The organism is Streptomyces sp. BB1-1-1 (genome assembly GCF_031597775.1).
Lineage (GTDB): Bacteria > Actinomycetota > Actinomycetes > Streptomycetales > Streptomycetaceae > Streptomyces > Streptomyces thinghirensis.
This window is the reverse complement of the sequence record NZ_CP134203.1, coordinates 7,495,002-7,516,928: the sequence shown is the minus strand read 5'-3', so window position 1 is coordinate 7,516,928 and position 21,927 is coordinate 7,495,002. Positions and strand designations below refer to the sequence as shown.

19 protein-coding genes are annotated in these 21,927 nt (G+C 73.8%); 10 read left to right on the top strand and 9 right to left on the bottom strand.

The genetic code is table 11. From position 1 onward, the window contains the following. Positions 1-21: 21 nt before the first annotated feature. The gene (locus tag RI578_RS34525; RefSeq protein ID WP_310874725.1) at positions 22-1,359 is read right to left on the bottom strand and encodes a TerD family protein; all 1,338 of its coding nucleotides are present in this window, start codon (positions 1,357-1,359) and stop codon (positions 22-24) included. 296 nt (positions 1,360-1,655) lie between these two features. On the opposite strand from RI578_RS34525, the gene RI578_RS34520 reads away from it, so the two are divergent. From RI578_RS34520 to RI578_RS34505, 4 genes are all read left to right on the top strand, one after another. After that, a complete protein-coding gene (locus tag RI578_RS34520) occupies positions 1,656-2,096 on the top strand; it encodes a DUF6643 family protein (protein WP_210959348.1) in 441 nt (146 codons plus the stop codon). 42 nt (positions 2,097-2,138) lie between these two features. After that, the gene (locus RI578_RS34515; protein ID WP_310874724.1) at positions 2,139-2,966 is read left to right on the top strand and encodes an MOSC N-terminal beta barrel domain-containing protein; all 828 of its coding nucleotides are present in this window, start codon (positions 2,139-2,141) and stop codon (positions 2,964-2,966) included. A gap of 143 nt (positions 2,967-3,109) precedes the next feature. Further along, positions 3,110-3,715: a hypothetical protein gene (locus tag RI578_RS34510; RefSeq protein WP_310874723.1), complete on the top strand. Its 606-nt coding sequence runs from the start codon at positions 3,110-3,112 to the stop codon at positions 3,713-3,715. A 108-nt stretch (positions 3,716-3,823) separates the two neighbouring features. Further along, a complete protein-coding gene (locus RI578_RS34505) occupies positions 3,824-6,262 on the top strand; it encodes a right-handed parallel beta-helix repeat-containing protein (protein WP_310874722.1) in 2,439 nt (812 codons plus the stop codon). Between the two features lie 229 nt (positions 6,263-6,491). Here RI578_RS34505 and RI578_RS34500 read toward each other — a convergent pair whose 3' ends face one another. Then, a complete protein-coding gene (locus tag RI578_RS34500) occupies positions 6,492-8,897 on the bottom strand; it encodes a hypothetical protein (RefSeq protein ID WP_310874721.1) in 2,406 nt (801 codons plus the stop codon). A 286-nt stretch (positions 8,898-9,183) separates the two neighbouring features. On the opposite strand from RI578_RS34500, the gene RI578_RS34495 reads away from it, so the two are divergent. Both RI578_RS34495 and RI578_RS34490 read left to right on the top strand, forming a co-directional pair. After that, positions 9,184-10,005 (top strand): DeoR/GlpR family DNA-binding transcription regulator, encoded by an 822-nt coding sequence (locus RI578_RS34495; RefSeq protein ID WP_210959353.1) that lies wholly within the window; start codon positions 9,184-9,186, stop codon positions 10,003-10,005. 118 nt (positions 10,006-10,123) lie between these two features. Further along, positions 10,124-10,597 carry an SRPBCC family protein gene (locus tag RI578_RS34490; protein WP_310874720.1) on the top strand — a complete coding sequence of 158 codons (474 nt, stop codon included), beginning with the start codon at positions 10,124-10,126 and terminating at the stop codon, positions 10,595-10,597. 72 nt (positions 10,598-10,669) lie between these two features. Here RI578_RS34490 and RI578_RS34485 read toward each other — a convergent pair whose 3' ends face one another. After that, entirely contained in the window at positions 10,670-11,794 is a 1,125-nt protein-coding gene (locus tag RI578_RS34485) for a PLP-dependent cysteine synthase family protein (protein ID WP_310874719.1), read from the bottom strand. 347 nt (positions 11,795-12,141) lie between these two features. Between RI578_RS34485 and RI578_RS34480 the strand changes: the two genes are divergently transcribed. Together RI578_RS34480 and RI578_RS34475 are read left to right on the top strand one after the other, a co-directional pair. Beyond that, positions 12,142-12,465, top strand: a complete 324-nt coding sequence (locus RI578_RS34480) for a hypothetical protein (protein ID WP_310874718.1) — start codon at positions 12,142-12,144, stop codon at positions 12,463-12,465. Positions 12,466-12,649: 184 nt separating this feature from the next. Continuing rightward, complete coding sequence (locus tag RI578_RS34475; RefSeq protein ID WP_310874717.1) at positions 12,650-13,198, top strand: ATP-binding protein; 549 nt, start codon at positions 12,650-12,652, stop codon at positions 13,196-13,198. A 448-nt stretch (positions 13,199-13,646) separates the two neighbouring features. On the opposite strand, the gene RI578_RS34470 is transcribed toward RI578_RS34475, so the two are convergent. Genes RI578_RS34470 through RI578_RS34460 form a run of 3 tightly spaced genes read right to left on the bottom strand, consistent with a single transcriptional unit; the run spans position 13,647 to position 17,238 of the window. Next, complete coding sequence (locus tag RI578_RS34470) at positions 13,647-16,208, bottom strand: ABC transporter permease (RefSeq protein WP_310874716.1); 2,562 nt, start codon at positions 16,206-16,208, stop codon at positions 13,647-13,649. After that, positions 16,205-16,957 (bottom strand): ABC transporter ATP-binding protein, encoded by a 753-nt coding sequence (locus tag RI578_RS34465; RefSeq protein ID WP_310874715.1) that lies wholly within the window; start codon positions 16,955-16,957, stop codon positions 16,205-16,207. The genes RI578_RS34470 and RI578_RS34465 overlap by 4 nt, the downstream gene beginning before the upstream one ends. Beyond that, positions 16,954-17,238, bottom strand: a complete 285-nt coding sequence (locus RI578_RS34460; RefSeq protein WP_310875935.1) for an SHOCT domain-containing protein — start codon at positions 17,236-17,238, stop codon at positions 16,954-16,956. Before RI578_RS34460 ends, RI578_RS34465 begins: the two co-directional genes overlap by 4 nt. 223 nt (positions 17,239-17,461) lie before the next feature. On the opposite strand from RI578_RS34460, the gene RI578_RS34455 reads away from it, so the two are divergent. Next, positions 17,462-17,860, top strand: a complete 399-nt coding sequence (locus RI578_RS34455; RefSeq protein ID WP_121750510.1) for a VOC family protein — start codon at positions 17,462-17,464, stop codon at positions 17,858-17,860. Positions 17,861-17,887: 27 nt separating this feature from the next. Here the strand turns inward: RI578_RS34455 and RI578_RS34450 are convergent, their stop codons facing one another. Both RI578_RS34450 and RI578_RS34445 read right to left on the bottom strand, forming a co-directional pair. Then, complete coding sequence (locus RI578_RS34450; RefSeq protein WP_310874714.1) at positions 17,888-19,126, bottom strand: ROK family protein; 1,239 nt, start codon at positions 19,124-19,126, stop codon at positions 17,888-17,890. A gap of 37 nt (positions 19,127-19,163) precedes the next feature. Next, positions 19,164-19,814, bottom strand: a complete 651-nt coding sequence (locus RI578_RS34445; RefSeq protein ID WP_310874713.1) for an alpha-ketoglutarate-dependent dioxygenase AlkB — start codon at positions 19,812-19,814, stop codon at positions 19,164-19,166. A gap of 97 nt (positions 19,815-19,911) precedes the next feature. Between RI578_RS34445 and RI578_RS34440 the strand changes: the two genes are divergently transcribed. Further along, positions 19,912-21,042 (top strand): methyltransferase, encoded by a 1,131-nt coding sequence (locus RI578_RS34440; protein WP_310875934.1) that lies wholly within the window; start codon positions 19,912-19,914, stop codon positions 21,040-21,042. Positions 21,043-21,053: 11 nt separating this feature from the next. Here the strand turns inward: RI578_RS34440 and RI578_RS34435 are convergent, their stop codons facing one another. Next, positions 21,054-21,914, bottom strand: coding sequence for a class II fructose-bisphosphate aldolase (locus RI578_RS34435; RefSeq protein ID WP_310874712.1), 861 nt, complete (start codon positions 21,912-21,914; stop codon positions 21,054-21,056). Positions 21,915-21,927: the final 13 nt, after the last annotated feature.

Here is a 21,927-nt window from a genome sequence, read left to right as displayed (position 1 = left end):
CGCCCGCCCCGGCCGCGGGGTTCACTTCCGGCCGGGGGTCCAGTTCATGCCCCACCCGTAGGCGTAGTCGACCGTTCGCTGGGGGCTCACGCCGCGCTCGGGCACCAGGTAGCGGGCCTCGCGCTGGACGACCAGGTCGCTGCCGGTGTTGGTGATCAGCGCGAGGGCGCACACCGTGGAGGGAACCGTGCACTCGTCGAGCGAGAAGTCGATCGGGGCGCCGTACTGCGGCTGGAGGGTGACCGTGGCGTGCAGGTCGGCGAAGGAGCGCGCTCCCTCGTAGATGGTGACGAAGACGAGGACGCGCCGGAAGTACTGCTTGTGGTCGAGGTTGACGGTGAGGTTCTCGCCGCTCGTCACGGCGCCGGTGCGGTCGTCGCCGTCGAGGTGGATGAACGGCGGCTGGTGCAGGGATCCGAAGGCGTTGCCGAGGGCCTGGACGACTCCCTTGCTGCCGTCGGTGAGTTCGTACAGGCAGCACAGGTCGAGGTCGAGGTCGTCGTGCATGGCGACCGGGCGGCCGAGCTTGCGGGCCCAGCCCGAGAACTGCTTGCGCACCTGCCAGTTGAGGTTGACGCGCATGGCGCCCGAGGTGCCGCCCTGCTTGGTCAGCGAGACGGAGGGTGCCGCCTTGGTGAGCGTGACCTTGGTCAGGCGGACCGGCTCCGCGGCGGGCGCCGACGGAACGGCGGCCGGCTGTTGCGTCGCGGGAGGCGGGGCGGCGGCCGGTCGCGTCGCGGGAGGGGGCGGCTGCGTCACGGGAGGGGCCGCGGGTGCCGGGGGCGGCGCGGTGACCGCGGGGGCGGGCGGCGCCGGCGGAGCGGCCGGGGCCGCCTGCTGCGGCTCGTCCACCGAGATGCCGTAGTCCGTGGCCAGGCCCTCCAGCCCGCTGTCGTAACCCTGGCCGACGGCACGGAACTTCCAGGCGCCCTGGCGGCGATAGAATTCGCCGAGCACGAAGGCCGTCTCCACGGTCGCGCCCGGGTTGTCGAAACGCGCCGCCACCGTGTTCCGTACGGCGTCGCGGACCTCGATGTACAGATCGGGGACCTTCCCGAACGATCCACCGTCCGAGGAGGCCGCGAGGATGACGGTCTCGATCGCGGGCTCCACGCGCGCGAGGTCGACGAGCAGACTGTCGGTCACCCGGCCGCCGGCCTCCCGCTTGCCCTCGTGGCGGACCGCGCCGGAGGAGTGCGCGGACTGGTTGTAGAAGACGAAGTCCGCGTCGGAACGTACCTTCCCGCCCACCAGGAGCAGGGCCGAGGCGTCCGCGTCGGGCACGCCGGGGCCCGATCGCCAGCCCAGTTCGACCCGCAGCGCCGTCGTCGGCACCGGGGTGTTCGATCCTTTCGACATTGGCATGTCCGCCCCCATCACGTGTCACCGAACCGGGCTGCGTCCCGGCGGTTCGCCAAGTTTCCCGCGCCCAACCTATTCCCCCCGCCGCCCGCTCCCGACGAGGAGTGCGGCAAGACGTCCGGCCAACCGCCGGTAACCCGCCCGGAACTCGGCCTTTACCGCAAAATCACGTCTCGTGATGCCCTATTTTGCCAAGTTCGCTCGCATTGGGGATCCCAGGTCACTGCGGACACGGAAAACAACCCTCTTATCGGTCTCCCCAACCAGCACATCGTGGGCTTAACTTATGTGCCATGACCTCCCCCCGCTCCACTTATGGCGGCGGCTACTACTCCGCCTCCTTCCCGGACACTCCGATCTACGACTCGCTCGTGGCCGAGCGGGGCACCCCGCAGATCGCCCCGATCCGGGTCCCCGCCGCGTACGACGCGCCGGGCAGCCACCTGCCCGCGCTCCCGTCGGCTCTGCCCGCCCTCCCGGCGGGCCCGTCCCAGTCCTCCTACGGCTACCCGCAGCAGGTGCCGCAGCCCGCCCCGCTGCAGCAGGCCCCCGCCGCTTACATCCCGCACCAGGCGACCGCACCGCGCGGTTACCCCGGCCCCCAGCAGCCGCAGCAGCACCGCCCGGCCGCGCCCGGCCCCGCGGGATACGAGGCGATGCGCCCCGCGGCCCCCCGGCCGGCTCCGGCGCCGTATCAGGACCCGTACAACCAGCAGCAGTACCGCGGCTACTGAGCCGCTCCCGGCGTTGTCGGTGCCACCTGGCACGATGACCTCATGGGAACCGCACGGCTGCAGTCGATCCACGTCCATCCGGTCAAGGCGTTTCGGAGCCTGGCGCTCCGGGAGGCCGTCGTGGAGCCCTGGGGGCTGACCGGAGACCGCCGCTGGATGCTGATCGACGACGGGGGAAAGGTCGTCACACAACGCCGGCAGCCGCGCCTCGCCCTGGCCGCCGCCGAGCTTCTGCCCGGCGGCGGTGTCCGGCTGTCCGCGCCCGGCCGGGAGCCGCTCACGGTGCCGGTCCCCCGCGCGGAGGGCACGGTCGTGGTGCAGATCTTCCGCGACAAGGTCGAGGCGCTCCCCGCGGAGGGGGAGGCCGTGCACGCTTGGTGCAGCGCCTTCCTCGGTGCGGACGTACGACTGGTGTACCTGGACGATCCGGCCACGCGCCGGCCCGTGGACCCGAGGTACGCGCTCCCGGGCGAGACCGTCACCTTCGCCGACGGCTTTCCGCTGCTGCTCGCGGCCACGGCCTCCCTCGACGCCCTCAACTCCCTGATCGCCGAGGGCGAGCACGCCGACGAGGGCCCGCTGCCCATGAACCGCTTCCGGCCGAACGTGGTCGTCTCCGGCACCGACGCGTGGGCCGAGGACGGCTGGTCACGCGTCGCCGTCGGCGAGGTCGACTTCCGGGTCGCCAAACCGTGCGGGCGGTGCGTCGTGACGACGACCGACCAGGGCACCGCCGAGCGTGGCCGGGAGCCCCTGCACAGCCTCGGGCGGCACCGCCGCGTCGACGGCAAGCTGGTCTTCGGACAGAACCTGATCCCGGTCGGCCACGGCACGATCCGGGTCGGTGACCCGGTGCGGATCATCGAGTGAGGTGCCGCTTCCCCGGGCGGGGACGGGTTCCGGACACCGGCGGGGGCCCGGGAACCGGGTCCGCGGCCCGCGCGTTGGGCTTCGTGGGACGTTCATGAGAAACCCTGCCGCGAGCCCCGTCGAGAGGGAAGGGGGTGCGGATCGTGCGGGCGATCAGCGGGCTCTGGCGCTGGCGGCACAATCCGCTGTGCCGCGCGACCGACCTGGCCGAGGCGTGGGTGGCGCTGGCGGGACTGCTGCTGATCGTGTCCGTGGCGCCCCTGGTCGGCGCGCGCGTGGGCGGCGCCGCGCAGGACGCCATGCAGCGGTCGGTGCGCGACCAGCACGAGTCCCGGCACCGGGTGACGGCCACCGTCGTCCGCGCGCTGGAGCGTCCACCGGTGGCCGTCGACCCCGACGGCGTGTCCGCCGGGGGGCTGCGCAGCCGTGTCCTCGCCGACTGGACCGCGCCGGACGGCTCAAGACACGAGGCTCCCGTCATGGCGAGCATCGACGACCCGGAGACCGGCGACCGCTTCGCCATCTGGACGGACGGACAGGGCCGGACGGTGGCCCGTCCACTGGACTCCGCGACCGCGACGACGCACGCCGTGCTCGCCGGGTTCGGCGCCGCCGTCGTGGCCGCGGCCCTGATCGAGGCCGGCCGGCGGATCGTCGTGTGGCGCATGGTCCGCCGCCGGTACGCCCGTTGGGAGCGGGAGTGGGACCGGGCGGGCCCGGACTGGGGCAGGACCGGCGCGGGCAGTTGACGGGCTTCCGCCTCCGGTCAACTCACCACCTGTGCGCACGCTACGGTGGACCGGCCGAACCGAATCGGCGACGACCCGCGTACGACGAGGTGGGGGCACAGCAACGCCATGGCACAGGGCACGGTCCAGGTGACGCACACCGGTACCTCGCGGTGGCGGCGCCGCACAGGTGAGTACGCATCGCTCGCCGCCGCCCTGGAGGCCGCGGCCGACGGTGACGTCCTCACCGTCGCCCCCGGGACCTACCGGGAGAACCTCGTCGTCCAGCGGTCGGTGACCCTGCGCGGGCCCGAGGGCGCCCAGGGTTCGGTACGGATCGCGCCGGTCGACGGCGTTCCGCTGACCGTGCGCGCCTCGGCGGTGATCCAGGACCTGCACGTGGAGGGCCAGGACGCGGCGGCGCCCGCGGTGCTCGTGGAGGAGGGCACGCCGGAGCTGCTGGACCTGCGGGTGGTCACGCGTTCCGCGTCCGGGATAGAGGTGCGCGGCAGCGCGCGGCCGACGGTGCGGCGTTGCACCGTCGACAACCCGGCCGGTGTCGGCATCGCCGTTCTCGACGGCGGGGGCGGCGTGTTCGAGGAGTGCGAGGTCGTCTCGGCCGGTCAGGCGGGTGTCGCGGTGCGCTCCGGCGCGCACCCCCGGCTGGAGCGCTGCCAGGTCCACCACGCCGCCGGTTCCGGCCTGACGGCCATGGGTGAGGGGTCCTCGCTGGAGGCCGTGGGCTGCGAGGTCTACGAGGTGCGGGGCAGCGGCGTGCAGGTCACCGGCCGGGCCACCGCGCACCTGACCGACTGCGACGTGCACCGCACCACCGGCGACGGCGTCACGCTCGACACGGACGCGGTGCTCACGCTCGCCGACTGCCGTATCCACGACATCCCGGAGAACGCGGTCGACCTGCGGTCCCGCTCCGTCCTCACCCTGACCCGCACCACCGTGCGGCAGTTCGGCCGCAACGGCCTGTCGGTGTGGGACCCGGGTACGCGGGTGGACGCCAACCAGTGCGAGATCTTCGACAGTACCGGCGACTATCCGGCGGTCTGGATCAGTGACGGCGCCACCGCGGTGCTCGACTCCTGCCGGGTGCACGACGTGCCGGACGCGCTGTTCGTCCTGGACCGCGGTTCGCGCGCGGACGTCGTCGACAGCGACCTGTCCCAGGTGCGCAACACGGCGGTCTCGGTGAGCGACGGTGCCACCGCGCAGCTCGACGACTGCCGCATCCGGGACGCGGCCACGGGCGCCTGGTTCCGCGACCACGGCAGCGGCGGCACCCTGAACAACTGCACCCTGGTCGGCAACCGCACCGGCGTGATCGTCACCAAGGGCGCCGACCCCACCATCGAGCGCTGCACGGTCGACTCCCCCTCGGAGGCGGGCGTCTACGTGTCGGCCGGCGGCCGCGGCAGCTTCCTCGGCTGCCGGGTGACCGGCAGCGCCGGCTACGGCTTCCACGTGATCGACGGCTGCCGTACGACGCTGCGGAAGTGCCGTACGGAGCGGTGCGCGCGCGGCGGGTACGAGTTCGCGGACGGTGGCCCGGACACGGCGTACGACTCCGGTCCGCTCGTCGAGGACTGCACCAGCGACGAGAGCGGCGGTCTGACGCCGCCCTCCGCTCCGGAGCCCGTCGTGCAGACGGTGAGCCAGTCCCCCGGCCTGCTGGGCTCGATCCCCGGGCAGCGCAGCACCGAGCAGGAGCCCCTGATCGCGGGCGCCGCGCCGCAGGAACCGGCCCGCACGTCCAAGGCCGTACTCGGCGAACTCGACGCGCTGGTGGGCCTGGACAGCGTCAAGCGCGAGGTCCGGGCCCTGACCGACATGATCGAGGTGGGCCGGCGCCGGCAGCAGGCGGGCCTGAAGGCCGCGTCGGTCAAACGCCATCTGGTCTTCACCGGCTCCCCCGGCACCGGCAAGACGACGGTCGCCCGGCTGTACGGCGAGATCCTCGCCTCCCTCGGCGTACTGGACAAGGGGCACCTGGTCGAGGTGTCCCGGGTCGACCTGGTCGGCGAGCACATCGGCTCCACGGCGATCCGCACCCAGGAGGCGTTCCAGCGGGCGCACGGCGGCGTGCTGTTCATCGACGAGGCGTACGCGCTCTCCCCCGAGGACGCGGGCCGCGACTTCGGCAAGGAGGCCATCGACACGCTGGTGAAGCTGATGGAGGACCAGCGGGACTCGGTCGTGGTGATCGTCGCGGGGTACACGGCGGAGATGGAGCGCTTCCTGTCCGTCAACCCCGGGGTCGCCTCCCGCTTCTCACGGACCATCACCTTCGGCGACTACGCGCCCGAAGAACTGCTGCGGATCGTGGAGCAGCAGGCCGACGAGCACGAGTACTGGCTCGCGCCGGGCGCGGCCGAGGCGCTGACGAAGTACTTCACGGCGATCCCCAAGGGCCCGGCCTTCGGCAACGGCCGTACCGCCCGTCAGACGTTCGAGGCGATGGTGGAACGGCACGCGAGCCGGGTCGCCCAGGTCTCCGACCCCAGCACGGACGACCTGACCCTGCTGTACGCCGAGGATCTGCCGGAACTGCCGTAGAGGCACCCACCAGGGCTGCGCGGACGCCCCGGCGGGTACGGCCCCGGATCCCCTAGGTCCTGTCGTCAAACTCCCGTCGTCCGCCCGGAGGGCGGGCCTCGCGGCGTCAGGTGCGTGCTCTCGGCGCGCGGGGCCCTGATCCTCGTACTGGATGTACTTGGGTCAGGGCCCCGTGCGGCGAGAGTGCGTGCATGGCGTCGCGAGGCAGACGGGAGTTTGACGACAGGGCCTAGCAGTCCGCGGGTCCGCCGTCCGCCGCCGGGACGGGCGCCGGTGGGACGGGTGCCGGTGGGTCGGTGTGGCGCGGCGCCGGTACCTCCGGGCGCAGCCGGGCCAGCAGACGCTGCCGTTCCTCGGCGAAGGCGGGGTCGGCCTGGTAGTCGGAGTGGCCGAGGAGCGGCGCGGGCAGCGGGTGGAGTTCGGTGCGGCCGTAGGTGAGCGGGTCCTTGAGGGGCGCGCGGTCGACCGCCGGGCCCGAGTCGCCGGGCAGCCGCATCGGACCGCCGATGGGGTCGGTGCGCCGGTAGAGGTTGCGCCAGCAGTCAACCTCCTCGTGCAGCGAGCCGAGCTCGTCCGGTCCGAAGTGGGCCGGGAACCAGCGGCCGTACAGCCGCTCCAGCGGGGAGCCGTAGGTGAGCAGGGCGACCCGTTTGCGGGCCGACGGCTCCAGCTGCCAGGCCGCCGCCGCGGCGAGGACGCTGCCCTGCGAGTGCCCGGAGATGACCAGCCGCCCGCCGGTGGCCCGGGTCCAGGTCGCCATGCGCCAGGTCAGGTCGGGCACCGCGCGCTCGGCGTAGCAGGGCGGTGCGAACGGGTGGGCGGCGCGCGGCCAGAAGGTGCCGACGTCCCACAGGATGCCGATGGTGCGCCGCGCGGAGGCGTCCTTGTAGGCGCGCCTGCCCCAGGTGACGAACAGTATGAAGCCGAGGCCGATGAGCCAGGAACCCAGCGCCTGCGCGGTCTGCGCGGCGCCGTGCACGACGGCGTACGTCCCGCGCGCGGCGTCGCCGGGCACCTGGTCGGTGGTCAGGGCGCCCACCAGGGCTCCGGCGCCCAGCAGGAGGGTGGCGGCGGAGGTGATGGCGACGAGGAGGGGCGCCCGGTCGGTGAGGGTGGCCAGGGCGCGGGTGAGCGCGATGCGCCGGGTGCGTCCCGGGTCCCCGGCCTCCCCGGGGTGGTCGGCCTCCACGGCGTCCCGTTCGGCGCGGGCGAGGCGCCAGGTGTGCCGGGCGAGCGCGGCGCAGAGCAGCAGGACCACGACGAGCAGCGGCGGGATGACGGACGCCTGCCAGGTCAGCAGGACGGGCGGGCCGTCGATGGAGGTGCCGGTGCCGTCCAGCCAGTCCGACACCCGCTGGGAGACACCGCCGGACATGACGCCGCCCAGCGCGCAGGCCAGCATGGCGACGGCGGGACCGCCGAGGCCCCGGATCGCGGCGCGGGCGTCGGGGAGGCCGCGGTGGAGGCTGTGGGCGACCACGGCGAGGGCGATGACCAGCAGGCCCTGGACCAGGGCGATGCCGCCGAAGGTCATGTCTCCCGGCAGCCGGCCGGCCGACGTCCACTGCGGGCGTGCCCAGCCGCCGTACAGCAGGGCGAGGACGAACAGGACGAGGGCGGCGAGCGGCAGGCGACGTACGAGGTGTTCGTCGAGTGTCCGGTCGAGGCGGTTCTCGCTGCGGCCCCGGCGGCAGACCACCGCGACCACGGCGACCGCCCCGGCGACCAGCGCCGCCTCCAGGGCCCAGCCCAGCGCGTCGAGCGGCGCCGGTCCGCCCGGCCTGCGGTCGAAGCGGGCCGCCGGTGCGCCGACCGCCGCGGCGACCGTCAGCAGCGCGGCGGCGGTGTGCGCGGCGCGCAGCCGGGCCACCAGGCGGCGCCCGTACCAGAACCCGGGCCGGCCGAGGGCGGTGCGGGCGGGGTCCTCCTCGGGGTCGGTCTCGCGGTCCATCGGCTGCTGGGACTCGTACGCCCGCCAGGTGCGCAGCGACAGGTACCACAGCAGGCCGGTGAGCGCGGCGGGCACCGCGGCCGCGAGGGCGAGCCTGCGGCCGGGCGTGCTCCACCAGCCGCCGTCCGACATCACCGGCGACAGGAAGCCCAGCCAGGAGTGCCGCTCGGCGCACGCGCGCGTGCCCGCGCACTGCCAGGCGACGAGGTCGAGGGCGACCTCGCAGGCCCCGGCGATCAGCAGCACCGTCAGGGTCAGCCCCGCCAGCCGCACCAGCAGCCCGTACAGGCGGACCGTCCGGGTCCGGCCGTGCGCGGTGGGCCGCATCCAGTGGGCGAGGTTGACCACCATGAACGGCAGGAGCAGCAGCCACAGGGCGCGGGTGCCGTTGCCGGAGGTGAGGTTGCACCAGACGTAGGCCTCGGGCACCGGCCGGCCCCGGTAGTCCTCGGGCCGGGACTCGGCGTCGGCGTCCTCGGTGCGCCGGAAGACGGCCGCGATGTGGTCGCCGGTGATCCGCACGGTCCGCGGGTCGTCCAGCATCTCGGCGGGTGTCGTGCCGCCCACTCCGTGGACCAGGAGTTCCAGAGCGGTGCCGGACCTCCCGTCCGTCCCGTCTGTCGCGTCGCGTGGTCCGGGGGCGTCCTGTCCGCCCCTCCCGGTCCGTTCCTGCGCCTGTTCCACTGTCCCGCACTCCCCCGTGACGCGCCGTCGGCTCTGTCCGTGCGGGCACAAGGATCTCCGCTGAGCGGGCGGCGCACACCCCTCGGCACGGAATCTCCCCGAACCGTGTGACAGGTGACACCGGGACGGGGCGGAAGTGACATGTGCGCGACGGGCGGGCGGTGGCGCGGCCCGCGTCGGGGCGTGCGAGGATGGGACGTCCACGCACCGGAGCGGGAGAACTCCTCGTCGTAGCAGGTGCGCCGGGCGTGTCGGGCGGTTTCGCGGCGAAAGGACCGAAGCGTACGTGAGTGAGAATCCGAACCTCCTCGCGGAGCAGCGGCGCGCCCTGATCCTCGACGAGGTGCGCCGCCGGGGCGGGGTCCGGGTCAACGAGCTGACCCGCAAGCTCGGCGTGTCGGACATGACGGTCCGCCGCGACCTCGACGCGCTGGCCCGGCAGGGCGTGCTGGAGAAGGTGCACGGCGGCGCGGTCCCGGTGGTCGAGGCGAGCACGCACGAGCCGGGGTTCGAGGCGAAGTCGGGGCTGGAGCCGACCGCCAAGGAGGACATCGCACGGGCCGCGGCGGAACTGGTCGCTCCGGGTGCGGCGATCGCCCTGTCGGGCGGTACGACCACGTACGCGCTGGCGCACCGGCTGCTGGACGTGCCGGACCTGACGGTGGTCACCAACTCGGTGCGGGTGGCCGACGTGTTCCATGTGGCGCAGCGAACCTCGGGCGCGCGGCAGGGTGCGGCCACGGTGGTGCTCACGGGTGGTGTGCGCACTCCCTCCGACTCGCTGGTGGGCCCGGTCGCCGACCAGGCGATCGCGACGCTCCACTTCGACGTGCTGTTCCTCGGCGTGCACGGGATATCGGCCGAGGCCGGTCTGTCGACGCCGAACCTCGCGGAGGCCGAGACCAACCGGCGGCTGGTGCAGTCGGCGCGGCGTGTCGTGGTGGTCGCCGACCACACCAAGTGGGGTGTGGTGGGGTTGAGTTCGTTCGCGGCACTGGAACAGGTGGACACGCTGGTGACCGACGCCGGCCTGCCGGCGGACGCCCGAGCGGAGATCTCGGAGCACCTGGGGCTGGTCGTGGCGGGCGAGCCGGAGACGGCCGACTGACCTCGGCGGACGCCGGCGCGCGTCCCCGGCCCCGCTGACACCCGGCGTACCTCCGGCTATCGTGGCGCCTCCTGGCCGATCGTCCGCATCCGCGGCTGCGCCCAAGGGGGTCGCGACCATGGCTCGCCGTCTGCGTCCGGTGGGACTCGACTTCGTCGAGACGGCTCCGGTACGCCTGGTCTTCGCGCGGGAGATCTCCGCCGCCCCGGACGTGGTCTTCCGCGCGCTGGCCGAGGACGTTCCGGGCTGGACCGCTTGGTTCTCCGCGGTGACGTTCGCCCGGCCCATCGGTGCGGGCGCGGGTCGCGAGATCCGGCTCAAGGGCGGTACGCGCTTCGTGGAGACGGTGCTGGCCGCCGAGCCGCCCGAGGTGTACGCCTATCGCGTCGACGTCACCAACGCGCCCGGCGCCCGGGCCATGGTCGAGGAGTGGCGGCTGGCGCCGGCCGGGACGGGCACGCGCGTGCGGTGGACGTTCGCCGCGGACGGTACGGCGCCGTTCCGGTTCGTGCTGAACCGCGCGCGTCCGGGTCTGGGGCGGGCCTTCCGGGACGCGGTCACCTCGCTGGACCGGCGGCTCACCCGCCCGTAGCGCGCGGCCGAACCGCCCACCGCTTCCGGCCGTACCGCCCACGGCGTGCGGCCTGCGCCTCGTCGCCCCTGGTCAGCAGGGCCAGGTGCCCGTGTGCAGCAGGGACTCGATCGCCGCCGTGTACGGGCCGATGTCGAGGCCCTGTTCGGCGAGCCAGGTGTCCGAGTAGTACTTGTCGAGGTACCGGTCCCCCGGGTCGCACAGCAGCGTCACCACGCTGCCCCGGCGTCCCTCGGCCACCATCTCGGCGACGATCTTCAGCGCGCTCCACAGTCCGGTGCCCGTCGAGCCGCCCGCCTTGCGGCCGATGGCGTGTTCCAGGGCGCGGACGGCGGCCACGCTCGCCGCGTCCGGCACCTTCATCATGCGGTCGATGGCGCCGGGCACGAAGCTGGGCTCCATCCGGGGCCTGCCGATGCCCTCGATCCGGGAGCCGCGGTCGCAGGCGACGTCCGGATCGCCGGTGGTCCAGCCCTCGAAGAAGCAGGAGTTCTCCGGGTCGGCGACGCAGACGCGGGTGTCGTGCTGCATGTAGTGGACGTAGCGCGCGAGGGTCGCCGAGGTGCCGCCGGTGCCGGCCGTGGCGACGATCCACGCCGGTTCGGGGAACCGCTCCAGCCGCAGCTGACGGAAGATCGACTCGGCGATGTTGTTGTTGCCGCGCCAGTCCGTGGCACGTTCGGCGTAGGTGAACTGGTCCATGTAGTGGCCGCCGGTCTCGGCCGCGAGGCGTGCGGACTCCTCGTACATCCGGCGGGAGTCGTCCACGAAGTGGCAGCGTCCGCCGTGGAACTCGATCAGGCGGATCTTCTCGGCGCTGGTCGTGCGCGGCATGACGGCGATGAACGGGACGCCGACCAGCTTCGCGAAGTACGCCTCGGACACGGCCGTCGAGCCGCTGGACGCCTCGATCACCGGGCGGTCCGGCCGGATCCAGCCGTTGCACAGGCCGTAGAGGAAGAGCGAGCGGGCGAGGCGGTGTTTGAGGCTGCCGGTGGGGTGGGTGGACTCGTCCTTCAGATACAGGTCGATGCCCCACCGCTCGGGCAGCGGGAAGAGGAGCAGGTGGGTGTCGGCCGAGCGGTTGGCGTCGGCCTGGACCTTGCGCACGGCTTCTTTCAGCCAAGCGCGGTAGGCGGTGTCGCTGTGGTCGACGTCGAGAGTGGCGCCGGTGCGGGTCTGCTGGGGGGTGCTCACGACGGGGCTCCTTAAGGCTGCGCGCCGACGGCGCGTCGCGCGGCCGACGCCTCGATCATAAGCACCTTCCACACGCTTCTCACCTGCATAAACACACCTTTGGTAGGCCCAAAGACTCCCCTGGGGCCTGATCCCCGGCCCGGTGGGGGCGCATTCGCGCGAGTGCTCCGGTCGCCACCGGAAAGGGGTGGTGCGTACTGGTGCTCGGCGCGTGGTGCGGGCAGACTGCCAGCGGGCGGGACCGGGTTCCCGCCGCGGGCGCACACTGGAGCACGACACGAGCCGGCCGGTACCGGGCCCAGCGAGGTGCACGGTCCGGCAACCGACGCGCACGAGGGGGCGACGGCATGGCGGAGCCGGAGTTCAGGGCCACGGGGGTGCGGATCGGCAAGCGGCTGCGGTCACTCACCCGGGCCGGAACGGTCCGGATCAGCGGTGGCCGGGTGGAGTTGCTCACCAGCTACGGCAGTGAGATCGACAGCGCTCCGGTGCAGGCGGTACGCGCCTCCAGGCCCTGGTTCGCCCCGGAGGACCGGGCCCTCGCCGACCTCAACGGCAAGCGGTACCTGCTGACGCTCGGCGAGCGCGACCCCGCGCCGGGCGAGCCGGGTCCGGCCGCGGCTCGCCGTTTCATCGAGGCGGTGCGCAGGGCGGCCGGGCACCCCGGTTGAGATGTCCGTAAGTTGCGGTGCCTCACCCCTTGCGTCACGCTGGTCTCACGTCACTCTGGGTTTACCGGCGATAACGCTGCGAACCAGCCCGCCGGCCATGACAGCAGGCGGCGATGCGCCGCGTGCGCCCTGCTGGATCCGAACTCCGTGTTCTTCCGGACCTCTATGTCGGGGAGTCGCAGCCGTGATCAGTCACCCAAGCAGACACTGCACGGTGGAGCTCCAAGCCCTGCCGTCGCGGATCGGCCAGGTCCGCAGAATCGTATCTGCGCAATTGCGCTACTGGCATATGGATTCCCTGATCGACCGGGCCGCGCTCGGCGTGACGGAGCTGTTGACCAACGTCCACCTGCATGCCCGGCCCGACAAGACGTGCACCGTGGAGATAGAGCTGCTCCTTGACCGGCTCACGGTCTCCGTGCGCGACCACGACCCGCGTCTGCCCGTGGTGGACGACGCCGAGCCGCTCGCGACCTGCGGACGCGGGCTCTCGATGGTGGCCGCGATGAGCGAGAGCTGGGGCGCCCGGCCGGACGGCGAGTCCGGCAAGGTCGTCTGGTTCACGCTCCCGACGGCCGTCACCGCCGCGCCGGTCACCGCGTCACCCGTCTCCGCGCGCCCGCCGCGACGCCTGGTCGAGGAGGTGCCGGCCGCCGCGTTCGCGGAGGTCGAGCACGCGGTCGACCTGGGCAGACCCCAACCCGCTCCCGCCCGGTCGGCCGTTGCCGGCTGACCGGGCGGTGACCCCTCGATGCCGCGGGCCGTGCGGCCGGGTCGATCCCGCGGGCCGTGCGGCCAGTTACCGGCCTCGCCGCCGGCGAGCGGGCCGGCGCCGGTTGCCGGTCGGTGCCGGCCGGGCCCGGCGACGCCTACCGGCCATCCCCTCCCGCCAGTTGGGCGGTTGACGGTCGTCGCCGCCCGACGGACGCGCCCGGCGCCGGGTACGGCTGTCGGCCGGTTTCCGGTCGGCGCCCGCCGGACCTGGCGACGCCTACCGGCCGTCCTCGCTCGCCAATTGGGCGGTCGACGGTTGTCGCCGCCCGACGGACGGGCCCTGCCCGGGTACGGCTGTCGCCATCCGGTCAGCTGACGCGCGGCACCCGGCCGGGGGTCCGCGTCCGTCGCCGGCCGGCCGCCGGCAGACGGCCGGGCGGGGACGCGGCATGGAAAGCGCTGGGCTCTCACTCCGTGGCGACGGCGCGCAGTACGTCCAGGCGGGCCGCGCGCCGGGCCGGGCGGAGGCCCGCGACGGCACCGGCCGTCAGGCCGACCCCGGCGACCACCGCGAGCTGCACGGGCGGCATCGCGAAGGCGAAGGCGCTGTCCGAGGCGCCGTCGGAGGCTGCCACGAGGACCCAGCCGAGGAAGGCGCCGAGGACGAGACCGCCGACCGTGCCGAAGGCGGCAACCAGGACCGACTCCCAGTGGATCATGGCCCGCACCTGGGACCGGGTCTGTCCGACGGCCCGGAGCAGGCCGAGTTCGCGGGTGCGCTCGTGGACCGCCAGGGTGAGGGTGTTGGCGATGCCGAGCAGGGCGATGAGTACCGCGAGGGCGAGCAGCGCGTAGACGAGGGTCAGCATCATGTCGATGCCGCCCGCCGAGGACCGCGCGTACTCGTCGCGGGTCTGCACCTCCGGGTTGCCGTACCGGTCGGCGACCTTCTCGACCGCGGCCGTGCCCGCGTCCGTGCTCACGCCGTCCGCGAAGGCGACGGCGACCAGGGTGTCGGCGTCCTGGGTGCGGTGCGGGGCCCAGGCGGCGCGGGTGATGACGTAGTCGCCGGCGAGTTCGGACCGCCCGTAGACCGCGCGGACCGTGAAGGTCTCGCTGCGGCCGTCGGTGAAGGTGAGGCGGGTCGTGTCGCCGGTGGTCAGCCCCGCCCTCTCCGCCTCGCTCCCGGTGACCGCTATGCCGTCCGTGCCCAGCGCGTCGAGCGAGCCGTGGACGGTGCCCAGGTCGAAGGTGCGCTCCAGCGCGACCGGGTCGGTGACGGTCAACGCCCGTCCCTCGCCGTCGACTTCCGCCACTCCCCGGCCGAGTCCGACGGCGGTCTCCACCTCGGGCAGCCGCTGGACCGCGTCGGCCAGCCGCGGACTGAGCCCGCTGCCGCCCGCGCCGAAGGACGGCGCGCTGACGGCGACGTCGCCCGCGAAGGACCGGGAGACGGTCTGGTCCATGGTCGCCTTGAGGGAGGCGCCGAACACCGTGAACAGCGACACGACCGCCACGCCGATCATCAGCGCTCCGGCCGTGGCGGCGGTGCGCTTGGGGCTGCGCAGGGCGTTGCGCCGGGCGAGGACGCCGGTGACGCCGCGCAGCCGGTCCAGCGGGGCGCCGAGGACGCGTACGGCGGTGGCGGAGGCGACCGGACCGAGTACGACGAAGGCGGCCAGGGCCAGTACGGCGCCCAGTCCCGCCAGCCACACCGACGGGGAGAGCAGCACTCCGGTCAGTGTCACCGCGAGGGCGAGGGCGATGAGCGCCGTGCCGGTGACCGCCCGCGCGCGGGAGGCGCCGGAGGTGTCCACGGCCGTTTCGCGCAGCGCGGCCAGTGGTGCGGTGCGGCCGGCCCGGGCGGCGGGCAGCAGGGCGGAGCCGAGGCAGACGACGACGCCGACGGCGAGCGGGAGCAGCATCGACAGGGCGCTGATCACCAGGGCGCCTTCGGGGAAGGGGAAGCCGATCGCCGGGAACAGCGCCTGGAGTCCGGCCGCGATGCCGACGCCGCCCGCGAGTCCCGCGGCGGAGGCGGTCACGGCCACGACGGCCGCCTCGGCCAGGGTGGCGGCGGTGACCTGGCGGCGGGAGGCGCCGAGCGCCCGCAGCAGGGCGTTCTCGCGGGTGCGCTGGGCGACGACGATGGCGAAGGTGTTGTGGATGGAGAAGGTGGCGACCAGGAGGGCCACGCCGGAGAAGACGAGGAGGAAGGTGGTGAACAGGGTCAGGAACTGGCTGGAGATCATGTCGGTGTTCTCGGCGGCCGACTCCTCGCCGGTGATGGCCTCGACGCCCTTGGGCAGTACGGAGGTCAGCCGGTCGACGAGCTCCTGCTGGCCGACCCCGGGTCCGGCCCGCACCTGGATGCTCGCGGCCTCGCCCGGCCGCGCGGTGAGGTACTTCTCGGCGTCGGCCCGCGTCATGCCGGTGTAGGTCACCTGGGCCATGCCGTCCTCGCCGCCGAAGGTCGCGAGGCCGACGACGGTGACCTCGACCGGGTCGGGGGTGCGCAGAGTGGTCGTGTCACCGATCGTGAGCCCGCCCTGCTCGGCCGCGCCCCGGTTGACGACGACCTCTCCGGACTGCTGCGGGGCGCGGCCCTCGGCGACGCGGTACGGGTTCAGCTCGGGGTCGGTGAGCCAGTTGCCGGCCAGGGTGGGCGGGCCCTGGCCGCCGATCGGGTCGCCGTTCGCGCCGACGAGCTGGCCGGCGCCCTGGATGCTGGGGGCGGCGGCCGCGACGCCCGGCACCCGCTCGACCGTCCGCACCAGGTCGGTGCCGACCGGCTGCCGTACGCCCTGGCTCTCGCCCGGCGTGGTGATGGCGTCGGCGCTGCGCACCACGGCGTCCGTGCCGCTGCCGGCGTTGCCGAACATGGTGTCGAAGCTCGCGCGGAGCGTGTCGCCCATGACCAGGGTGCCGGCCAGGAAGGCGACGCCGAGGACCACGGCGAGGAACGTTCCGGCGAAGCGCCGCTTGTGGGCCCTGAGCGAGGAGACGCTCAGGCGGACGGAGGCGTTCACGACGGCACCTCGAAGGCTTTCATCCGGTCCAGGACCTTGTCGGCGGTCGGGGACTCCATGCGGTCCACGAGGCGTCCGTCCGCGAGGAAGACGGCCTCGTCCGCGTGGGCGGCGGCGACGGGGTCGTGGGTGACCATGACGACCGTGCGGCCCGTCTCCCGCACGGTGCGGCCGAGGAGCCCCAGCACCTCGCCGCCGGAGCGGGAGTCGAGGTTGCCGGTGGGCTCGTCGGCGAAGACGACGTCCGGCCGCCCGGCGAAGGCGCGGGCCACGGCGACACGCTGCTGCTGCCCGCCGGAGAGTTCGGCGGGCCGGTGGTGGAGGCGGTCGCGCAGGCCCACGACGTCGATCAGGGACTCGACCCACTCGGTGTCGCCCCGGCGGCCCGCGAGGTCCAGGGGCAGGGTGATGTTCTCGGCGACGGTCAGCGTCGGCACCAGGTTGAACGCCTGGAACACGAAGCCCACTCGGTCACGGCGCAGCAGGGTGAGGCGGCGGTCGTCGAGAGTGCTCAGGTCGGTGTCGCCGATGCGGGCGGTACCCGAGGTGAGGGTGTCCAGTCCGGCGGCGCAGTGCATCAGGGTGGACTTGCCGGAGCCCGAGGGTCCCATGACGGCGGTGAAGCGGCCGGCCGGGAAGTCCACGCTGACCCCGTCCAGGGCGCGTACGGCGGTGTCGCCACCGCCGTACACCTTGACGGCGTCGACGACCCGAGCGGCAGCGGCCCGGACGGCGGTCGTCGTGGTCATGCCGCACCGCCCTTGCCCGGACGCCCGAACTGCTCGTCCAGCACGGACAGCCGGCGCCAGTACTCGTCCTCGTCGATCTCGCCGGAGGCGAAGCGGTGGCCGAGGACGCTGATGGGTGAGTTGTCGTCGAACGTGGCCGGGCGGCCGGGGCCGCGGCGTCCGCGCCGGACGGTACGGCGCAGCAGGGTGATCCCGCCGGCGATGGCCAGTGCCCAGATCAGCGGGAAGAACAGGATCCACGGGCCGGGCCCGCCGTCGCCGAAGTGTGCCAGGGTCTCCATGTCGTCCAACTCCTCGGTAGCGATGTCCTTGGTGACGTCCTCGGTGACGACCTCGGTGATGTCCTCGGTGACGTCCTGACGTCCTTGTTCGTCGCTTTCGAGCGTCCTCCCCGGGTGGGTCCGGGTCGTCGTACGGCCAGCGGCAGTGTGCGTACCTCGCGGGGAGTACGCGCGCGTTCCGCTCCTGCTTCCGGGGGCCGAGGGCATGGGTAGGCTCGGGGCCATGCTGAGACTCGGTATCCCTGTCATCGGCGTCACGGACGTGCCCCGCGCGGTGGCGTTCTGGACGGCTGCTCTGAACCTGGTCGCCACCGAGGAGTGGAAGAGCGAGACATGGCGCACGCTCGGACACGCCGACGGCTCCGGGCCGGCCCTCGGCCTGTTGCGCAGCGAGTCACCGGCCGAGCCGCGCCCCCGTCTCCACCTCGACCTGTTCACGGACACGGCGGAGGAACAGCGGGCGGAGGTGCGGCGGCTGACCGGTCTCGGCGCGCGGACCGTCGACTGGGACCTCTATCCGCCCGAGCCCGACTTCGTCGTCCTCGCCGACCCGGACGGCAACATCTTCTGCGTCGTCGACCTCAGCCACGCGCCGAGCGGCGGCAACCGGCCGACGTCCTGACCCGGTCGGCCCGGGCCGGGGCCTCACTCAGGCCAACGCCCCCAGCGGGTCGTCCAGGACCGGCTGCCAGGCCAACTCGGCCGCGCCGACCAGGCTGTTGTGGTCCAGGCTGCACGGCAGGATCGGCACGCCTCCGCTCTGGCCCCACAGGCTGCGGTCGGCGACGACCGCGCGCAGGCGCTCGGGGTCGGCGTCCAGGAGCGCGCGGTGGAGTCCGCCGAGGATGATGCGGTCCGGGTTGAGGATGTTGACCAGGCCGGCGAGGCCCAGGCCCAGCCGGTCGATGAGGGTCCGGGTCGCGGCGCGGACGGCCGGGTCGGTGCAGTGGCCGCGGATCAGGTCGATGGACTGCTGGAGCAGGGACACCTCGGGTCCGGGTTCGCGGCCGGCCGCGGTGAGGAAGGCCAGCGGGTCGGTCTCCACGTCCAGGCAGCCGTGGCCGCCGCAGTAGCAGGGGCGGCCCTCGGGGTTGACGGTGAGGTGGCCGACCTCCAGGGCGAGACCCGAACTGCCCATGTGCAGGCGGCCGTCGAGGACCAGGGCGCCGCCGACCCCGCGGTGGCCGGTGGCCACGCACAGCAGGTCGCGGGCTCCGCGCCCGGCCCCGTGGCGGTGTTCGGCGAGGGCGGCGAGGTTGACGTCGTTCGCGGCGAACGCGGGCCCTTCGATACCGGCGGCGCGCACCTGCTCCGCGAAGATCCGCCGCACGGGCGCACCCGCGGGCCAGGCCAGGTGGAGCGGGTTCAGCGCCAGGCCCTCCGGTTCCGCCACGGCGGACGGTACGGCGAGTCCCGCGCCGACGCAGCGGCGCCCGGTCTCCCGGAGGAGTTCCGCGCCCGCCTCGACGACGGAGCCGAGCACCTTCGCCGGGTCGGCGTCGACGACCTCGCAGCCGGGCGCGGTGGCGACGATCCGGCCGCCGAGGCCGACCAGGGCGGCACGGAATCCGTCGGCGTGGACCTGGGCGGCCAGCGCGACGGGCCCGTCCTCGGCGACCGCGAGGCGGTGCGAGGGGCGGCCCTGCGAACCGGCCGCGGCGCCGGGGCGGGCGTCCACCCGGATCAGGCCGAGCGCCTCCAGTTCGGCGGCGACCGCGCCGGCCGTGGCGCGGGTCACGCCGAGTTCCGCGGTGAGGACGGCCCTGGTGGGGGCGCGTCCGGTGTGCACGAGCTCCAACGCGGGGCCGAGCGCACCGCGCCCCCGGTCCAGCCGCGTCCTCGAGGTGGTCCCTTCCCCCGCCGCCCGGGGGTCCGCCTTGCCGCTCATGAGGGGGAGTCTCCCATGATCCGCGGGGCCGGGGGGCCTAGAGGCCGCTGACCCTCAGCGTGATGTTCAGCCGCCCGGTGAGCCCCAACTCGGGCGGTGCGGTGCCCGCGTGCACCCGGGGCACCCCGTGGTAGGAGAGCCGGGACGGCCCGCCGAAGACGAACAGGTCGCCGCTGCGCAGCTCGACGTCGGTGTAGGGACGGGCCCGGGTCCGGGGATTGCCGAAGCGGAAGACGCAGGTGTCGCCGAGGCTCAGGGACACCACGGGCGCGTCGGACTTCTCGTCGGCGTCGCGGTGCATGCCCATCCGGGCGTCGGAGTCGTAGAAGTTGATCAGTGCGATGTCGTACGGCGTCTCCGCCACCGCGTCGGCACCGAGCGCGTCGGTCACCGCCCGGCGGGCCAGGTCGCCGAGCCAGTCCGGGAAGGGCTTCACCGGCGCGCCGTCGCCGTCGACGACGGTGCGGGCGTAGGCGTACGGGTACCAGTGCCACCCGAGGCAGACCTGTCTCGCGGTCATGGTGCCGCCGCCGGGAGTGCGGACCGTGCGCAGTCCGGCCGGTGGGCGGGCCCACTCGCGGCAGGCGTGCAGCAGCTCACGCTGCCGCCCGGTGTCCAGCCAGTCCGGCACGTGGACGGCGCCGGGCGCGATCTCGGTGAGGGCCCTGGGGAACAGCTCGGCGTCCATGTCTCCATCCTGCCCGCAGCCACCCTCACTCCGCCCGGCACGGCCTGAGCTGCGGCTCGGCTAGCCTGGACGCACGATGAACGACCGCAGCGACCGTATGACGACTCCATGGGGCGAGCATGTGCCGGCCCGCTTCCCCGAGGACCCGCGCGACCGGCTCCGGGCCTGGGACGCCTCCGACGAGTATCTGCTCGGGCACCTCGCGGAGCAGGACGTCCCGCTGTCCGGCACGGTCGTCGTCGGCGACCGCTGGGGAGCGCTCGTGACGGCGCTGGCGGCGCACCGGCCGGTGCAGATCACCGACTCGTACCTCACGCGGGAGGCGACGCGCGCCAACCTGGAGCGGTCCGGCGTCGAGCCGGGTTCCGTGCGCCTGCTGACCACGCAGGACCCGCCGCCGGACCGTGTCGACGTGCTGCTGGTGCGGGTGCCGAAGAGCCTGGCGCTGCTGGAGGACCAGTTGCTGCGGCTGGCGCCCGCCCTGCACGAGGGCACGGTCGTCGTCGGCACCGGAATGGTCAAGGAGATCCACACCTCGACGCTGAGGCTGTTCGAGCGCATCGTCGGGCCGACCCGGACCTCGCTGGCCGAGAAGAAGGCACGGCTCGTCTTCGCCACGCCCGACCCCTCGCTGAAGCGGCCCGCCAATCCCTGGCCCCTCACCTACCGGCTCCCCGACGACGTCGGGCCGCTGTCCGGCCGGCCCGTCGTCAACCACGCCGGTGTCTTCTGCGCCGACCGGCTCGACATCGGCACCCGGTTCTTCCTCCAGCACCTGCCGGACGCCGGCGGCGCCCGTCGGGTGGTGGACCTGGGCTGCGGCAACGGTGTGGTCGGCACGGCGGTGGCGCTGGCCGACCCGGCGGCGGAGGTGCTGTTCACCGACGAGTCCTTCCAGGCCGTGGCCTCGGCGGAGGCGACGTACCAGGCGAACGGGGCGGCGGGACAGGCCGAGTTCCGGGTCGGGGACGGGCTGGCCGGGGTGCCGGACGACAGCGTCGACCTGGTGCTCAACAACCCGCCCTTCCACTCCCACCAGGCCACGACCGACGCCACCGCGTGGCGGATGTTCACCGGGGCGCGGCGGGTGCTGCGCCCCGGCGGTGAGTTGTGGGTGGTCGGCAACCGGCACCTGGGCTACCACGTCAAGCTGCGGCGCCTGTTCGGCAACAGCCACCTGGTGGCGAGCGACCGGAAGTTCGTGGTGCTGAAGGCCGTCAGGAAGTAGCCCCGTGACGGTCAGGGAGTAGTCCGGGCGACCACCTGGATGATCGTCGCCACCGTCCGCGCCATGGCTTCCCTTCCCACCGTGAGGTAGCCGCGCGAGTCGACCGCTTCGGGGCGGGCGGCGAGGTACTCCCTGATCGCGCCGGTCATGGCGATGTTGAGCGCGGTGCCGACGTTGACCTTGGCGATGCCGCCCGCGACCGCCGCGGCGAGTTCCCCGTCCGGGACTCCGGAGGAGCCGTGCAGGACGAGCGGCACGTCCAGCGCGCCCGAGAGTTCCTTGAGCAGGTCGTGGTCGAGGGCGGCGGTGCGTGTGGTCATGGCGTGGGAGCTGCCGACGGCGACGGCCAGGGCGTCCACGCCGGAGTCGGCGACGAAGGCGCGTGCCTCGGCGGGGTCGGTGCGGGCGCCGGGCGTGTGGGCGTCGAGCGGCGGTGCGCCGTTCTTGCCGCCGACCTCGCCCAGTTCCGCCTCGATCCAGAGCCCCTGGGCGTGCGCCCAGTCGGCGGCGGCCCGGGTCGCCGCGAGGTTCTCCGCGTACGGCAGCCGGGAGGCGTCGTACATCACCGAACTGAACCCGGCGCCCGGGGCCTGGCGCAGCAGGCTGTCGTTCTGGACGTGGTCGAGGTGCAGGGCGACGGGCACGGCGGCGCCCTCGGCGGCGGCGACGGCCGCGCGGGCCAGCGGCAGCAGGCGGCCGTAGCGGTACTTCACGGCGTTCTCGCTGATCTGGAGGACGACGGGCATGTGCACGGCCTCGGCGCCCGCGACGACTGCCTCGATGTGTTCCAGGGTGATGACGTTGAAGGCGGCGACGGCGGAGCGCGCGGGCGCGGCGCGGCCGACCAGGTCGCCGGTGGTGGCGAGGGGCACGGTCTCTCCCTTC

Bases quoted from the DNA above. Each gene is read 5' to 3' on its own strand.
- RI578_RS34460 (WP_310875935.1), bottom strand. From the start codon at position 17,238: ATGGAGACCCTGGCACACTTCGGCGACGGCGGGCCCGGCCCGTGGATC.
- RI578_RS34525 (WP_310874725.1), bottom strand. From the start codon at position 1,359: ATGTCGAAAGGATCGAACACCCCGGTGCCGACGACGGCGCTGCGGGTC.
- RI578_RS34465 (WP_310874715.1), bottom strand. From the start codon at position 16,957: ATGACCACGACGACCGCCGTCCGGGCCGCTGCCGCTCGGGTCGTCGAC.
- RI578_RS34505 (WP_310874722.1), top strand. From the start codon at position 3,824: ATGGCACAGGGCACGGTCCAGGTGACGCACACCGGTACCTCGCGGTGG.
- RI578_RS34450 (WP_310874714.1), bottom strand. From the start codon at position 19,126: ATGAGCGGCAAGGCGGACCCCCGGGCGGCGGGGGAAGGGACCACCTCG.
- RI578_RS34445 (WP_310874713.1), bottom strand. From the start codon at position 19,814: ATGGACGCCGAGCTGTTCCCCAGGGCCCTCACCGAGATCGCGCCCGGC.
- RI578_RS34490 (WP_310874720.1), top strand. From the start codon at position 10,124: ATGGCTCGCCGTCTGCGTCCGGTGGGACTCGACTTCGTCGAGACGGCT.
- RI578_RS34480 (WP_310874718.1), top strand. From the start codon at position 12,142: ATGGCGGAGCCGGAGTTCAGGGCCACGGGGGTGCGGATCGGCAAGCGG.
- RI578_RS34455 (WP_121750510.1), top strand. From the start codon at position 17,462: ATGCTGAGACTCGGTATCCCTGTCATCGGCGTCACGGACGTGCCCCGC.
- RI578_RS34520 (WP_210959348.1), top strand. From the start codon at position 1,656: ATGACCTCCCCCCGCTCCACTTATGGCGGCGGCTACTACTCCGCCTCC.
- RI578_RS34515 (WP_310874724.1), top strand. From the start codon at position 2,139: ATGGGAACCGCACGGCTGCAGTCGATCCACGTCCATCCGGTCAAGGCG.
- RI578_RS34440 (WP_310875934.1), top strand. From the start codon at position 19,912: ATGACGACTCCATGGGGCGAGCATGTGCCGGCCCGCTTCCCCGAGGAC.